This window comes from Jiulongibacter sediminis (assembly GCF_001306455.1).
Lineage (GTDB): Bacteria > Bacteroidota > Bacteroidia > Cytophagales > Spirosomataceae > Jiulongibacter > Jiulongibacter sediminis.
On sequence record NZ_LGTQ01000015.1, the window covers coordinates 148,379 to 163,912 of the forward strand.

10 protein-coding genes are annotated in these 15,534 nt (G+C 42.7%); 5 read left to right on the top strand and 5 right to left on the bottom strand.

The genetic code is table 11. The features are described 5' to 3' along the window. Window positions 1–353 precede the first annotated feature (353 nt). Together AFM12_RS18485 and AFM12_RS18490 are read left to right on the top strand one after the other, a co-directional pair. Window positions 354–1,256 carry a retron St85 family effector protein gene (locus AFM12_RS18485; RefSeq protein ID WP_055151605.1) on the top strand — a complete coding sequence of 301 codons (903 nt, stop codon included), beginning with the start codon at window positions 354–356 and terminating at the stop codon, window positions 1,254–1,256. Window positions 1,257–1,388: 132 nt separating this feature from the next. After that, complete coding sequence (locus tag AFM12_RS18490; RefSeq protein WP_055151608.1) at window positions 1,389–2,291, top strand: retron St85 family RNA-directed DNA polymerase; 903 nt, start codon at window positions 1,389–1,391, stop codon at window positions 2,289–2,291. Window positions 2,292–2,455: 164 nt separating this feature from the next. Here the strand turns inward: AFM12_RS18490 and AFM12_RS18495 are convergent, their stop codons facing one another. Next, window positions 2,456–3,172 (bottom strand): NUDIX hydrolase, encoded by a 717-nt coding sequence (locus AFM12_RS18495; protein ID WP_055151610.1) that lies wholly within the window; start codon window positions 3,170–3,172, stop codon window positions 2,456–2,458. Window positions 3,173–3,341: 169 nt separating this feature from the next. Here AFM12_RS18495 and AFM12_RS18500 point away from each other — a divergent pair, with 169 nt between their 5' ends. Beyond that, the gene (locus tag AFM12_RS18500) at window positions 3,342–7,391 is read left to right on the top strand and encodes a ThuA domain-containing protein (protein ID WP_082391417.1); all 4,050 of its coding nucleotides are present in this window, start codon (window positions 3,342–3,344) and stop codon (window positions 7,389–7,391) included. 131 nt (window positions 7,392–7,522) lie between these two features. Beyond that, window positions 7,523–8,263, top strand: coding sequence for a phytanoyl-CoA dioxygenase family protein (locus tag AFM12_RS18505; protein WP_082391420.1), 741 nt, complete (start codon window positions 7,523–7,525; stop codon window positions 8,261–8,263). A 15-nt stretch (window positions 8,264–8,278) separates the two neighbouring features. Here the strand turns inward: AFM12_RS18505 and AFM12_RS18510 are convergent, their stop codons facing one another. The 3 genes from AFM12_RS18510 to AFM12_RS18520 are packed head-to-tail and all read right to left on the bottom strand — an operon-like array spanning window position 8,279 to window position 11,026. Then, entirely contained in the window at window positions 8,279–8,737 is a 459-nt protein-coding gene (locus AFM12_RS18510) for a hypothetical protein (protein ID WP_055151616.1), read from the bottom strand. Next, complete coding sequence (locus AFM12_RS18515) at window positions 8,734–9,603, bottom strand: alpha/beta hydrolase (protein ID WP_216598525.1); 870 nt, start codon at window positions 9,601–9,603, stop codon at window positions 8,734–8,736. Before AFM12_RS18515 ends, AFM12_RS18510 begins: the two co-directional genes overlap by 4 nt. A gap of 7 nt (window positions 9,604–9,610) precedes the next feature. Beyond that, window positions 9,611–11,026 carry an FAD-binding oxidoreductase gene (locus tag AFM12_RS18520; protein ID WP_055151619.1) on the bottom strand — a complete coding sequence of 472 codons (1,416 nt, stop codon included), beginning with the start codon at window positions 11,024–11,026 and terminating at the stop codon, window positions 9,611–9,613. Between the two features lie 167 nt (window positions 11,027–11,193). Between AFM12_RS18520 and AFM12_RS18525 the strand changes: the two genes are divergently transcribed. Further along, the gene (locus AFM12_RS18525) at window positions 11,194–14,787 is read left to right on the top strand and encodes an alpha-L-rhamnosidase (RefSeq protein ID WP_055151621.1); all 3,594 of its coding nucleotides are present in this window, start codon (window positions 11,194–11,196) and stop codon (window positions 14,785–14,787) included. Here the strand turns inward: AFM12_RS18525 and AFM12_RS18530 are convergent. Next, a complete protein-coding gene (locus tag AFM12_RS18530; RefSeq protein ID WP_055151624.1) occupies window positions 14,777–15,442 on the bottom strand; it encodes a DUF3943 domain-containing protein in 666 nt (221 codons plus the stop codon). The two genes, AFM12_RS18525 and AFM12_RS18530, sit on opposite strands and share 11 nt — an antisense overlap. Window positions 15,443–15,534: the final 92 nt, after the last annotated feature.

Below are 15,534 nucleotides of genomic sequence, written 5' to 3' on the forward strand. Positions count from 1 at the left end.
AGGGAAAGGGGACTCGTTTTTCAGATGTTCAAAAGATACGAAGAATTCAGATGACCAACCCGCAGATGGATAGAAAATGTACTTCTAACACCTCGTCCGATGGCTGAGAACCGAAGGGTAGGCCATTGTATGAGTAAATGGTGAATAGGGTCAGACCTCACAGAGGTCTGACCTACTAAATCAAAGAAAAGGCAGCTAACATAAGGTCTTAATCTGAACTCATAAACTTAGAAAGTGCTTACAATTTGACTGTAAATTTAAACTCAGGCATTAACTTGGTCTTTGAAGTTGGATATATGCAAATTTGCTTAGAAACTGGAATGTATTCTGGACCTCGTTGGCATTAATGAAAAATGAATAAAGAAATAGGCATAGCGAAAAAGATTTACAACAACCTCTACAAAAGAGATGTTGACTCTACGCTTAATATTTTTTTATGTGGAGCAGACACTGGAAGAACTGATTCATTTAGATATTTACTTAATTCAGAATTTCAAAAACATGCCAGGTTCAATGTTGTGTACCCAGAATTCATTTTTGCAACACTGCTAAATCGAAAGGACGATAACTTACTAGAACTTGAAGATGAACTAGCAAAATATGTTGATTTGATAATAATTCCCCTTGAAGGCCAAGGAACATTAGCAGAAATAGGAGCGTTTACTGTTAATAAGAAGCTGCTTCCAAAAATAATTGCCATCAATGATTTTAAATATCGGAACGCCAAAAGCTTCATCAATTTAGGACCTCTTGATTTAATCAAAAAGAACAACCCTAAAAACCTTGTATTTTTTCACAAAGGCCGTGAATCAGAAATATTGGAAGAATTAATTGAAAGTATTTCTAAGAAGCGATATGAGAAAAAACACTCCTATGATTTAGCGAATATCTTTAATTTATCTAGATACATATTTTATCTAATTTCAATATTTCAACCTCTTTCCAAGGATGGAATTATTGAAAAACTTAATGAGTTCACGTCTGAAAAAGAAGATGAAAAAATAAAAATGAAATTTATTGATGCCTCAATTCAAATTTTAATCCAAAAAAATAGAATAGAGAAGGATATCAAATCTGATTTTTCCGAGGCATTCGGTTTAACAACAGAAGGGCATCAGTATGTATATGAGGAATTAATTCCAAAGCTCGCTATAGTAAATGACTTTAATAAAATAAGATTACAAATAATTAATAACCGAAGTAAGAGGAAAAAGAAAATTATGGATAAGGAGTTAAAGCTTTTAGCATTAAAGTAGCCATTAATAGAATGACGTTTCGTCTTTCTGGTCTCAACTTACATTTATACAATAAACTTAGATTTTGAAAACGTTAGAGTTTTCAAAACTAACTTTATCTAAGTAAAAGCCTCCTTATCCATTTTAATCGAGATGAAAAAGTTTGAGAACTTCATATTAGAAATTGGACTAACTAAAAGTGCCATAGAGAATTATGTCACATTTTCTGATGCCAGCTACAATACTTTTTACATTCCAAAAAAGAAGAAGGGAGAGAAACGAGTTATTGACTGCCCTAACGCCAATTTAAAAGCTATTCAAAGATTTTTTTTAAAGAAATACTTAAATAAGGTTGAAGTAAATAAAAGGGTTAATGGTTTTGTGCCTAAAAGAGGAATAAAGAGGAACGCTCTTTTTCATATGAAAAACAAATACCTATTGACAATTGACATTAAAGATTTCTTTCCTTCAATTTCGCAGAAAAAGGTTTTTGAAGTTCTGTATGAAATATATTATGATAAGGATTTTGCTCTAAAAATGGCGAAACTCTGCACATACAAAAGATCTCTACCGCAAGGAGCACCAACTTCTCCAGCTTTATCAAATTTAGTTTTCAAGGGGATTGATGATGAAATAATGAAGTATTGTAATTCTGAGATGGTAAACTATTCAAGATATGCAGATGATTTAACATTTTCTTCTGACAATAAGAATTCATTGCAATACGTATACAAATTCGTTAGTCACTTACTATACACTAACGGGTTTAACATCAACAAAAAGAAGACAAGGTACTTATCAGGGAAAGGAAAAATGTCAATTACAGGTGTCTATATAAATAGCGGTAAACCAAAGGTTAGCAGTGAATTAAAAAAACAACTTCGAGCCGAGCTGCATCAGTACATCATAAATGGTAAAGAAATTAATCTAAACCAAGTATCCGGTTACATTTCCTTCATTAGCAGCATAGAGGATGATTATTTAAAAAAGGTTGAATCGTATATTGAGAAACTCAAAAAGAAAAAAACACTAATGTTAACATTAAAGGCTGAATAGCTATGGCGATTAGCCCTGCGATAGGCCTGTGTTGAACGGAGGCGGAGTCTGTTTGAATCGCTAGAAGTTTTTGAGGAGTGTCAGCCACATCAATTTGGGTGGTAAATGGATAGGTTTATAGCCCACAATCCTGACGGCACCATACGCTCACCGTTAATCCCCCCCTACCTCCTAAACCGGTACAAATAAGGAGCCTTGTTGGCTGCACCGGTAAATTTCTTTTCCAGTCGTTCCAGCACTTCCAGGCTGAGCATTTTTTTCTGAAAATTATTGCGTGCGAAGGCTTTGTCGTACACGGCCTCGTAGAGTTCTTGCAGCTCACGCATGGTGAATGTTTCGGGTAGTAGATTGAAGCCGATGAGCTTTTCATCCAGATTTCGCCGAAGGGTTTCCAGAGCTTCCTGCACCATTTGGTTATGATCCATGATAAGAGAAGGTAGGCTTTCGATAGGCAGCCAATCCACGCTTTCATCCAGATCTGTTTTTTGTGGTTTTACTTTATTGATGTCAACCAAGGCATAGTAACCAATAGAAATAAAGCGTTTAGAAAACCATTCGACAGCCGCCTGTTCATCGGGCATCGGAGTGGGCTTATCCTGATCAAGGACATCCAGAATCGGGTTGTTTTTCCGGTCGGCCGGGCCGAAGGTCTTGTATTGTTCCAGAAAGATATCCTTAAGCCCTGTCCGCTCTTTGAGAATTTGCAGGGCCGCCTCGTCAATGCCCTGATCCTGCGAGATAAAACCTCCGGGCAGAGTATATATGTTATGCCCGAAATTCATTTTTGAGATCAGCACATGCAGCTGCTTCTTCCTGTAGCCGAAGATGACGCTGTCTATCGAGAGCTGCGGGATATACTGCTCAGGGTTAAATTGATTCATTACTTTTTTATATAGAGGTCTTAGGGTTCATTCATCCTGTGAACACGCCGTTCATGGTATTGAACTTTCCAAATATAAAGTTAGACGAAATTTTATTGTCTATAAAGTAGACAATAAAAATATTCCCACTATTTTTGTTCCTCTTTAATTACGATAGACCTATCTAAATATGAAAAAAATCAACATCATGTCTGTGATGCTGGCTTTTCTGCTGGCTTTTCAGGTGAGTTTTGCTCAGAGCGGTATCAACGTTCTGGTTTTCAGCAAAACGGCGGCTTTCCGTCATGCTTCCATTGAAGCCGGTCAGGCTGCTTTAAAGAAAATGGCTTCTGAGAAGGGTTTTACGGTAAGTTTTACCGAAGATGCTTCCCAGTTTTCAGAAGCCAATCTGAAGAAATTTAATGCCGTTCTTTTTCTAAACACCACCGGCGATGTGCTCAATGGCGAGCAGCAGGTGAGTTTTGAGCGGTACATTCAGGCCGGCGGTGGTTATGTAGGAGTACACGCCGCTACTGATACGGAGTACGACTGGCCCTGGTACAATATGCTGGCTGGTGCCTGGTTTCAAGATCACCCCAACCCGGACAACGTACAAAAAGGTCGCTTTTTTGTGACGGAGAAAAATGCCCTGACAGCCCACATGCCGGAGTCTTTTGAACGTACCGATGAGTTTTATAGCTTCAAGAATATCTCTGACGACATCAATGTTGTTCTGAAAATTGATGAGACAACCTACCGTGGAGGTACAAACGGTGATAATCACCCGATGAGCTGGTACCATGAGTTTCAGGGTGGCCGGGCGTTTTATACGGCCATGGGTCATACAGACGAAACGTTCGGCGAGCCACTTTTCCTTACCCACCTTTGGGAAGGTTTACGTTATGTAACCGGTGGTGATCAGCCGAATGTGATTGATTTCTCAAAGGCTAAGCCTGAAGAAAACCGTTTCACGAAGGTGGTTTTGAAAGACAAACTGGATGAGCCGGTGGAAATCGCCGTTTTGGATGATGACAGAGTGCTTTTCATTCAAAGAAAAGGACAGGTGAAATTGTACAAAAACTCAACGGCTGAGTTGACAAATATTGCAGACATTCCGGTAAGCTTAAAGTATGTAGATGCCGAGGGCAAGGAGTCTGTGGCCGAGGATGGTCTTTTAGGTTTAAGCAAGGATCCAAACTTCGCGAAGAACAATTGGATCTACATGTATTATTCTTCATTGGAGGGTTCATACAATGTGCTGTCGCGTTTCACTATGAAAGGTGACGAGCTTGATCTTAACTCTGAAGTGCAGATGCTGAAAGTGGAAACACAGCGTGAGCAATGCTGCCACACCGGTGGATCTATCGATTGGGATGCCAACGGAAACTTGTTCCTTTCAACTGGTGATAATACCAACCCACATGCTTCTAATGGCTTTAGTCCGAGTGATGAAAGACCGGGTCGTTCGCCTTGGGATGCTCAGAAATCATCTGCAAATACCAATGATTTAAGAGGTAAAATTTTGAGAATTACGCCGCAGGCTGATGGTTCATACACCATTCCTGAGGGCAACCTTTTCCCGAAAGGCATGGACAAAACCCGTCCTGAAATCTTTACCATGGGCCATCGTAACCCGTACAGAATTGCCGTTGATAAGAAAACCGGAGCCCTTTACTGGGGAGATGTAGGACCAGATGCAAATGCAGCGGACCCTAATCGTGGTGCTGCCGGTACCTGCGAATTTGGTCAGGCGTTCTCAGCCGGTAACTATGGATGGCCGCATTTTGTAGGCGACAACAAAGCGTATAATAAGTTTGATTTTGCCACCAATACCTCGGGTGAGAAATGGGATTATTTGAATCCTATGAACACTTCACCGAATAACACAGGTTTGATCAAATTACCACAGGCTCAGGAAGCCATGGTTTGGTACACCTATGATAAAAGCGAGGAATTCCCGTTGGTAGGTGCCGGTGGTTGTAACCCTATGGCTGGCCCGGTGTACTATAAAGATATGTTCAAAGGTGCTGAAGGAGCTTTCCCTGAGTATTACGATGGCAAGCACTTCATTTACGAATGGATGAGAGGCTGGATCATGGCGGTTTCTTTCGACGAGAATGGTAAGTATAAGTCCATGGAGCCTTTTATGCCAAGTTATAAATTCAGCAATCCGATGGATATGGAATTTGCTGATAATGGCGATTTATACATGCTGGAGTATGGCTCTGGTTGGTTCAGTGCCAATGACGATGCCCGTTTGATTCGCATCGAATACAACGGTGGCAACAGAATGCCGAAAGTGGTGATGAACAAAAATGCCGATGGCGGTGCTGTGCCTTTCAAATTGGCTCTGAGTGCTGAAGGCACTACCGATCCTGACGGAGACGAACTGGCTTATGAATGGACAATCACTGGTGATGATTTTGCCTCTTCTATCAAAGGACAAACTGCTGAATTGAGTTTGAAAGACATTGGCGTTTATACAGTTAATTTGACCGTAAACGATGGCAATGGTGGTAAAATTTCTCAAAGTACTGAAGTGGTGGCCGGTAACGAGCCTCCGGTATTGACACTGGAAATGCCGGGAAGCAACAAAAGCTTCTTTGCACCGAACAGAACGTTCAATTACGATATCAAAGTAAGCGATAAAGAAGACGGCAAACTGGGAGAAGGCATTAATGCTGATCAAGTGGCGGTAAACATTGATTATTTGGCTGAAGGTTTTGATAAAGTGGAGATTGCCCGTGGGCACCGTTCCGCTGATGCCAGTGCTGCTTATGCAAAAGGTAGAAAGCTGATTGACGGTAGCGACTGTTTGGCCTGTCATAAAGTTGATGACAAATCGATTGGACCAAGCTATACAGAGGTTTCAAAAAAATACAAAGGTGATAGTAAAGCGTTGGAAATGCTGACAGCTAAAATCATCAATGGCGGTGGTGGAAATTGGGGTGAAATGGCGATGTCTGCCCACCCGCAAATTACCAAGGAAGATGCTTCTGAAATGGTAAAATACATTCTGAACATTGCCAATCAGACAAAGGTCGAAACACTTCCTGTGAAAGGGACATATGCCGCAAAAGTAAAACCTAACGATACCGGTGCAGGTGTTTATATTGTTCGGGCTTCGTATGAAGACCAGGGTGCAAACGGAATGCCTTCATTGCGTTCTGAGCAAACGTTCGTGTTGAGAAATTCGAAAATCGGGCCGCATGATTTTGATAGCTTTGAAGACATTAACAAAATGTCTTTCGGAGGAAATAAGCTCTCTATCATTTCAAAATCAGGAGCCAATGTCATGATGAACCAGATTGATTTGGGTGGCATCAAAGGCATAGAGTTTCTTATTACCGCTCCGGTAGCCCGTCTGAACACCAAAGGAGGAAAAATCCAGTTGCGTCTGGGTGGCCCTAAAGGGAAGTTGATTGGTCAGTCAGAATTCATAGAACCGTGGGATGGCGGAGGTTTTGCTCCGAAAGCGTTCATGGTACCTGTTTCAGTTTCGGCTGAGGAAGCCTCAAAACTTCAGGATCTTTGCGTGGTATTTAGTAATCCGGGAGCTGAAGGTTCGCTCTTCATTATGATGGGTGCTGAGTTCAAAATGCTGGAAGAAGGAGAAGCGGTGGGTGCTGCTGCTCCGTCGTCTTATGATGATTTCTTCGTCGGTAAATGGAACACCACTATCGTTGGCACTCCTCAGGGTGATGCAAATATGTTACTGACATTGGTTAGAGAAAACGGAAAATTGTCTGGTACAATAGCCCCTGATATGGATGGTGTGGAGCCTGTAGCCCTGGATAATGTGGAAGAAACGGACGCCAGTGTAACCATCTATTTCAAAATGATGAACTATGATCTCAATGTGGAGCTGGTAAAAGAAGATGATGTAACACTTGCGGGAAAAATGATGGGCATGTTTGATGTGACTTCTGAACGTGTCATTGAAAAAGCGGATTTCTTCTCGGGCGACTGGGATATGATGATCAAAGGTACTCCGCAGGGCGATGCCAAAATGACCCTTCATCTGGAGCGTAAAGATGGTCAGTTGACCGGAAGTATCATCCCTGAAGATGCTGGAATGGATGAAGTGGCCCTTGATAACGTGGAAGAAACCGATGGCAGCGTTACGATCTATTTCAATATGATGAACTACGACCTCAACGTGGAATTGATGAAAGCGGGAGACACTTCACTGGAAGGTAAGTTGATGGGTATGTTCGATGTGACGGCCGATAAAAAATAGGCAACTTAATGATGTACTTAGAATCCCTCGCCTTTTCAGGTGGGGGATTTTTTTGTTTCCGATACCAAAGTAATCGTATCCGAAAATTCTGAGAATTGATCTAAATTGCTTAACTCAAATTCAACCCTATGATACTTAACCCTGAAGAAACAGCTTTTCTGGAAGCGAACGGATACCTTGATCTGGGAGTCTTGCTCTCAGCTGAGGAGGTTAAAAAGATCAATGAACGCTTAGATGAGCTCAGAGAGCAGGAAGGCGAAACTGCCGGGGCTGAACTCATGGATTCTAAATACATTCGTCACCCCAAAGAAGAGGGAGCTGATCGTTTGGCTGATTTGGTTAATAAGGGTGAAGTCTTTGATATTTTCTATACACATCCAAGAGTTTTGGCCGGAGTAGGTGCTGTTTTGAGCAGTGGCTTTAAACTGTCTTCTTTGAATTACCGGGCCGCCAAGCCTGGAAAAGGATTGCAAAAGCTTCACGTCGATTTCGGCAACTCCGTTCCAAAAGGAGAATATAAAGTGTGCAACAGCATCTGGCTGTTGGATGACTTCACAGAGCTGAACGGTCCTACACGCATTGTGCCGGGCACCCATCATTCAAAGAATTTACCGGGTGAGTTATTGGAAGATCCATTTGCTCCACATCCTGATGAAATAAAAATTACGGCTCCGGCGGGTTCAGTATTTATTTTCAACTCCCATGTATGGCACGGAGGTACACAGAATCTGACAGATCGGGATCGCAGAAGTATTCATAGCTATTTCTGTGCTTTGGATCAGCCGCAGCAGATAGATCAGCAACGGTATATTACAGAAGAAACGAAAAGGAGAATCGGTTCGGAAGGAATGAGGATTCTGAACGTAAGTTAAAGTCAATTCCCCATCTCAGAATCGTTTACCAATCTTTAGGCTTCCATAAAGAAACCCTCCTTCAAAAACTGTTGCATAGCCTCCATCAATTCCGAGATTGAGTCCCTTTTGTCCAAAGTAGGAAAGCCCGACTGGTAAGTAAAGTAAAAGTCCATCGCCACCAAAACAAAGCTCACAGTCTGAATACAGAGGAGAAGCAGATGCCTGAACTCCTATCGAAGGTAAGAGTTTTTTTGTTTTCATTTTGAAAGGAAAATATTTCAGACCAGCCATTCCGCTAATCCAACCCGCACCGGCTTCAACAGATAAGTGCTCGGTTACCGAACGTTCATAAACAAATCCGGCAAGAGCAGTACCTCCCATGATTTGAAAAGAAACGGCATTCTTTTCTAAGGGAAGTTCATCCTGAGCATTACTGTCTAATAGGCAGCCAAGGAGAGCAATAGAACTTAGAACGAAAGTTTTAAAAATCACTCGCTCACGATTTTTTCAGTGACGGCCCAATCGTAGAAACGTTCAATCCAGTGATCAGATGGCAGCCCTTGTTTTTTCATTCCAAAGCCATGGTCACCTTTGGAATAGAGATGCAGGCCGACGGTGAGATTTTGTGTATACCAGGAATTATAAATATCGATTGTTCCTGCAGCAAGTCCTAAGCCGTCATCGGTGGCACAAACCAATAGCATTGGAGGGCCATCCTGAGGGGCGGTTCGTACAGGCTGGGCGGTTGTCCAGGCATACACCGGTACCAGGAAATCGGGTCGGCTGTCTTTTGTGTAATTATAGGCTACACCCATGGTCACTGCTCCACCGGCAGAAAAGCCCATAAAGCCAATTTTCCCGGGATCAATTCCCATCTCCTTAGCATGAGTTCTGACGTAACCAATTGCGGTTAAACCATCATTCACAGAGTAGGGGAGAACTTCAGCAACTTTACGGAAAAGGGTACCCGGACTATTTCTCATCTCGACTCCAATTTCGGTGGACCCATCTTCACCGGTTGGTACTAATCTGTATTTAAGTACAAAGGCCGTTATTCCTTTTTCATTCAGCCATTTGGCGACATCTATTCCCTCGCTGTTAATGCTGAGTCCATAAAGACCACCTCCCGGAGCAATAATGACTGAGGTGCCATTCTTCTTTCCCTCTTCAGGTTCATAAACCATCAGAACCGGTTTGGATACATTGGTGACTACCTGCGTTTGCCAGGCTTCAGAATAAAACTGTTTTTCAGGGTTTTCATAGGATACCCCGGGAACAGGCTTGTGATCAAGCGGAATAATTTGTTGCCCGAAGGCACTGAAAGTTAAAAGGCTCAAAGCAAGAAGTTTCTTCATCATCAATAGGTCAATTTTGGTGTTTAAAAGTAGGGAATGTTTCTGAGATCACTTTACCTCTGTTCAGAATTCCCTTTGGATCCAGAGCATTTTTCAAGGTCCTCATCAGAGCCAGCTCTTCGGGTGTCCGGCAGTAATGAACCCATGGTTTTTTCTCAAGCCCCAGGCCATGTTCGGCTGTAACAGAGCCACCGATGGCTTTTAAGGGTTCAAAGGCGATTTCTTCCACCCGATGCCTTGTTTTGTGATCGTTCTCGCCGCAGCAGACATACATATGTAGGTTTCCGTCACCCATATGGCCATAGGCATAGAAATGAACTTCGTCCCACTCTGATCGGTACTGCTTTTCAATCGAGGAAATATAATTTTCCATCTCCGAGATAGGCAGACTTACATCAAAAAGGAAAACCGGTTGATGGATTTGAAAAATGAGCTCCACTTTCTCACGAATTCCCCATAAGTTGGTAAACTCCTGATGCGATGTGGCCGGTGAGGCGTCTTCGATTACACCTTCGGTGAGACATGACTCCAAATGTTGATGAAATCGTTCTTCGTCTGATTTTTCATCCTGGCCCAGCGTTTCCATTAATACATAAAAGGGGTAATCCTGAGCGAGCGGAGGCTTGTATTCTGATGGTGGAGTGGTCATGAGGCGGTAATAATCATTCCAGAATATCTCATAAGTGGTAAGTGTGGAATTCAGATCACGTTTTGATCGGTTTAGAAAATCAACAGCGTGGTTGAAGCTTTTCAAAGCCACCATTGCCGTATTTCTACTTTTCGGAGCATCCTCAAGTTTGAGTACGGCACGAGTGATAATTCCCAACGTACCCTCAGAGCCGATAAAAAGTTGTTTAAGGTCGTAACCGGCATTATTTTTCAGCATTTTATTCATAGAACTGATGATTGTTCCATCGGCCATGACAACTTCTAAACCCAAAACAAGTTGGCGAGTCACCCCATAACGCAAAGCCTGAAGTCCGCCGGCATTGGTTGAGATATTCCCTCCGATCATGCAGCTACCTTTCGATCCTAAATCCAGCGGAAAAAGAAGGCCTTTATCGGCGACAGCATTTTGCAAATCCTGAAGGATAACTCCCGCCTGCACAGTCACCGTTTTGTTTTGAAGGTTAATTTCCTCAATGCTATTCATCCGTTCCAGACTGATGGCAATGTCTTCCGGTCCGGTTTTTTCACCTCTGGCTACTCCGGTTAGTCCACCGTGTGGTACTACGGTTTGACCATGATCATTACAGATTTTCAGAGCTTTTGAAACCTCCTGAGTATTTGCAGGTCTTAAAAGAGCTTTGCAATTGAGGTTATCATTTGAAAGCCAGAGACTGGCTGGTCGGTTGGCAGCTTCTTCGGCTGTTAATAAACTTTCTTTTCCGATACTCTGGAGGAGTTCTTCAATAATTCCGGACATGAGTTTAGGGTGGTTTTGCTACTTGACAAAGATATCTTTGTTTACTAAACAATAATATCTTTCGATACGATCAAAAGATATTGATATCATCAGTTTGATGAAAAGGATAGTCCATGCCAGCCAAATCATTGAATTCTACTAGATTTACGATCCAATAACCGATACCTATGAAATTCAAATTCTCCGCGTGTTTAGCCATCTTTTTTGCTGTTTCACAGAGCTTACTCGCTCAGTTTTCACTTCAAAACCTTCAGGTCAATTATACGACAACTCCTTTGGGAACTGATCTGGAAACGCCTCAATTTTCATGGCAAATGAAGGCCGACGGCGAAGTGAGAAATGCGGAGCAGTTAGCCTATCAATTGACCGTTAAAAACGAAGCTGGGGTCATCGTTTGGGATTCTGAAAAAGTGAGTTCAGGTCTGGCACATGCCATTCAATATGAAGGGGAGGCCCTTAAGCCGACTACGCGTTACAGTTGGTCAGTTAAAGTCTGGGGAAGCAATGACACAACTGCTGAAGGTAGCTCCTGGTTTGAAACCGGTTTGATGAATCCATCAGAACAAGCCTGGTCAGGTGCCCGGTGGATCGGCGGCGGTGATGAGGATTTGAACTTCTATTCGCATTATCTCTCTGTTTTCAAGCTCAATTTTGATGTTCAGCTTGATGAAAAGAGCAGTTCGACCAAAGCTTCTTTTCTTTTTGGAGCAAATGATAGCCGACTGGCTAATCAATACCTCAATTTAATGGCAGTTCAAAAGGATAGAAACCAGAGCTATATTGCTCTGGAGCTAGATATCTCCGGCTTGGGAAATGGTTCACCAGCTCAATTGAATGTTTATCGTGTGGGTTATGAAAATGGCGATAAGGCTGATGTTCCTTTTCAAAAGATTTCCGTTCCTGAAAACCTGATCAATGCCACCAACAAATATGAAAAGCATACGATCTATGCTGAATGTAACTTTGGAGTTTTTGAGTTTTATATTGACGGGCAAACGCCTGAAAATAAAGTTGAGGATGCCTCTTTCAAAGCAGAAGGTCCTTATGGTCAGCCAGGATTGAATCTTAATCCTGTCGGCAAAGGAAATAACTTCATTAGTTTTCCGATGCTGGCGGATATAGGTTTGAAAACAGGCGAAGGTCAAAAGGCCTATTTCTCCAATATTGAAATCAAAAACTTCCGTTTCCCGGGAAATACCCTTTTTGCCGATGCTCCGGAAAAGGGCGAGGCTCTATTCTCTGAATTGAAAATCAAAAAAGGAGTTTATCGGGTAGACGAAGGCACTTTGGTGACAGCAAACCCAAGTCAAAATGCAACGCCAATGCTGCGTACAGCTTTTCAGACGAAGACTGCTAAAATCAAAAAAGCCAGAATATACGCGACTGCCAGAGGTATTTATGATCTCTATCTTAATGGAGAAAAGGTGAGCGAAGACTATTTCAATCCCGGCCTGACGCAGTACAATAAACACCATATGTATCAGACTTTCGATGTCACTGATAGGCTGAAATCAGGTGAGAGTAATGCCCTGGGAGCCTGGCTTTCTGAAGGCTGGTGGAGCGGGAATATCACTTACAGTGGCGAAAGCTGGAACTTCTTTGGAGATAGACAGTCACTTCTTGCTAAAATGGTGATTACTTATGAAGACGGGTCTGAGCAGGTGATTACTTCTAATGATAAAAACTGGAAACTCTTCACGGATGGGCCAATCAGAGTTGGTTCTTTCTTTCAGGGTGAGGTTTATGATGCCTCAAAAGAGACGTCAATTGAAGGTTGGGCCTCAGCCAACTATGATGATTCCGGGTGGAAAACGGCTGTAGAGGTACCATTGAAGGGCACAGCTTACATGGGCGAGTTCCCGTCAAGAGGTGGAAAGGTTAATTTCAATTATGATGACTTTGAATTGATTGGTCAATATGGAGAGGGTGCCAAACATGTACTTACGTTGACGGCTCAGAAAGTGGAAGAGCCAAGGCCGAAAGTCTTTGTGTACGATATGGGTCAAAATATGGTGGGTGTACCAAGGATTCATATCAAAAACGGCCAGAAAGGCCAGGTTATCAATATGCGTTTTGCAGAAGTGCTTTATCCTGATCTTGACGAATATAAAGGAAATGAAGGCATGGTGATGATGGAGAATATTCGTGCTGCCTTGGCTCAGGATCAATACATTTTGAAGGGTGGTGACGAGATTATTGAGCCGCGTTTCACTTTCCATGGTTATCGTTTTATTGAGATTACGGGAATTGACAATGCCCTTCCTGTGGATGCCGTTGAGGGTCTGGTCATCAGTTCTGTAGATGAGCTGGCCTCAGAATATTCCACCAGTGACCCTTTGGTGAACAAATTGTGGGAGAATATCACCTGGTCTTTGCGGAGTAACTTCCTTTCTATCCCAACGGACTGTGCTCAGCGTAATGAAAGAATGGGCTGGAGTGGAGACATTTCAGTGTTCTCAAAGGCTGCAACGTACTTATGTGATGCCAATATGTTTTTGAGAAAGCATATGATGGCTATGCGTGATTTACAGCCAGAGAGTGGTCGTTTTACAGACGTAGCTCCCGTTGGCGGTGGTTTTGGAGGAACACTTTGGGGCAGTGCCGGTATTGTGGTGGCTTGGGAGACATACCGTCAGTATGGAGATAAGCAATTGCTGGAGCAACATTACCCTGCCATGAAAAAGTATATCGCATTTCTGGAAACCAGAGTTAATGATGAAGGAATTCTCAATGAAGGTCCGCTGGGTGATTGGCTGAGCCCGGAAGGTAACAAAAATGATAATACCTTGTTCTGGATGGCCTATTTCGCCTATGATTTAGATATTATGAGTCAAATGGCTGAGGCTCTTGGAAAAAGTCAGGAAGCCATAGCTTTCAAACAGCGAAGCGAGGAAATCAAAGAGACTTTCAATGAGGTTTATGTTAGTTCAAGAACGCGAAGGACGGTAAAATCAGGTGTGAGAACAGGATTCATGGGACCTCCAGGTGAGAGTAGAGGCGATAATACTACAGATAAAGGCGAGCTGATAGATACACAGGCCTCTTATGCCATTCCTTTGGCTCTTGATATTTTCAACACCCGTAATAAACCTTATGCCATTAGGTATTTAAGTGAAACCATTACCCGTAAGAATACTGATGATCTCGGTGTTGAGAGACCTGAAAATTCGTTGATGACAGGGTTTATTGGTACAGCTTCTATCAGTGAAGCACTTTCTCAAAACAGTCGGGATGATCTGGCCTATCAGCTTTTAGTGAACAAGCAGTATCCGTCATGGCTTTATTCTGTAGTTAATGGGGCTACCACCATTTGGGAGCGACTGAACAGCTATACCGTTGAGAATGGGTTTGGAGGCAATAACAGTATGAATTCCTTCAATCATTATTCTTTCGGGGCTGTGGCGGCATGGATGTATAATTATTCACTGGGTATTCAAAGGAGTCCTGATGAGTCTGGTTTTAAGCATTTTGTGTTAAAACCAACACCTGATCCTACAGGTCAGATCACCCACGCTGAAGGCTATTATGATTCGATGTATGGCCGAATTGAAAGCAAGTGGGCAGTAGAGGGGAATGAGACCAGCTACGATTTTACAGTTCCGGCTAATACCACTGCTAACCTTTACCTCAAAGCGAGTTCAATTACGCAGATTAAGGAAGCTAGTCGCTCTATCCGGGATTGGGATGGTTTAAGTCGTAGTGGTCAGTATTTCGTACTTCCGTTAGGCTCGGGCCAGTATAGTTTTACGATCAGAGATTAGGTCTTAAGTGTCTCGCGGTTTTAAAGTTGCCGTTGAGTAAGAATGAAGGGTCGATAAGAGTAACCAGCACCTTTTCGGGGAAACTGTAACCGTTTCTGGCCATGGCCATGCTGGCTTTATGACTAAGTTCTCCCAAAACAATACCGCTGAGTGGCGTTACCGTGAGGTCTTGAATACTTGGTCTTTCGCGGCCTCCTTCCCAGAGATATTCCCAGATGATGGTTTGTAGAAATGCATTCACTGAAGAGGCCAGTACAGTCCCGCCCTGGCTTCTGATGGAGTTATAATAAAACGCTCCCTGATAGGGATGCCCCAGATAATTCACATACCAAACGTCGTGATCAATGACCGGAGGATTGCTGAACGTTTCGCGATAATGATCCACCAGATGCGGCAGGCTAAACATATTATCCCGATCCCATTTACTTATTTCTTCCGGCAAGGCCATAAGATAAACTTCGCAGGTCAGACCATAAAAGAAACCATTACGAAAAGCACGCAACTGCTGTTTGGCTTTACTGTCAAAATAATGTTTCAGCTCCTGATCTTGGGTAGTCACCCTAAATAAACCCGAAGTCCTTTGATTCACCCCAATGCTATCTCCCTGAGCCATCAGGTGAGTAGAAAACAGCAGAAGTAGAATAAACCGCATCATGGCTGTTAAGATTAGCTATGACAAGCTATTCTTAAATCAGAGCCTCGCTTATGATGAGTCTCATAACTTTGACTCATTCTGCTCACAAAGCA

What these genes read in the sequence shown, in the direction of transcription:
- AFM12_RS18485 (WP_055151605.1), top strand. Translation starts at nt 354, where the DNA reads ATGAATAAAGAAATAGGCATAGCGAAAAAGATTTACAACAACCTCTAC.
- AFM12_RS18490 (WP_055151608.1), top strand. Translation starts at nt 1,389, where the DNA reads ATGAAAAAGTTTGAGAACTTCATATTAGAAATTGGACTAACTAAAAGT.
- AFM12_RS18495 (WP_055151610.1), bottom strand. Translation starts at nt 3,172, where the DNA reads ATGAATCAATTTAACCCTGAGCAGTATATCCCGCAGCTCTCGATAGAC.
- AFM12_RS18500 (WP_082391417.1), top strand. Translation starts at nt 3,342, where the DNA reads ATGAAAAAAATCAACATCATGTCTGTGATGCTGGCTTTTCTGCTGGCT.
- AFM12_RS18515 (WP_216598525.1), bottom strand. Translation starts at nt 9,603, where the DNA reads ATGATGAAGAAACTTCTTGCTTTGAGCCTTTTAACTTTCAGTGCCTTC.
- AFM12_RS18520 (WP_055151619.1), bottom strand. Translation starts at nt 11,026, where the DNA reads ATGTCCGGAATTATTGAAGAACTCCTCCAGAGTATCGGAAAAGAAAGT.
- AFM12_RS18525 (WP_055151621.1), top strand. Translation starts at nt 11,194, where the DNA reads ATGAAATTCAAATTCTCCGCGTGTTTAGCCATCTTTTTTGCTGTTTCA.
- AFM12_RS18530 (WP_055151624.1), bottom strand. Translation starts at nt 15,442, where the DNA reads ATGATGCGGTTTATTCTACTTCTGCTGTTTTCTACTCACCTGATGGCT.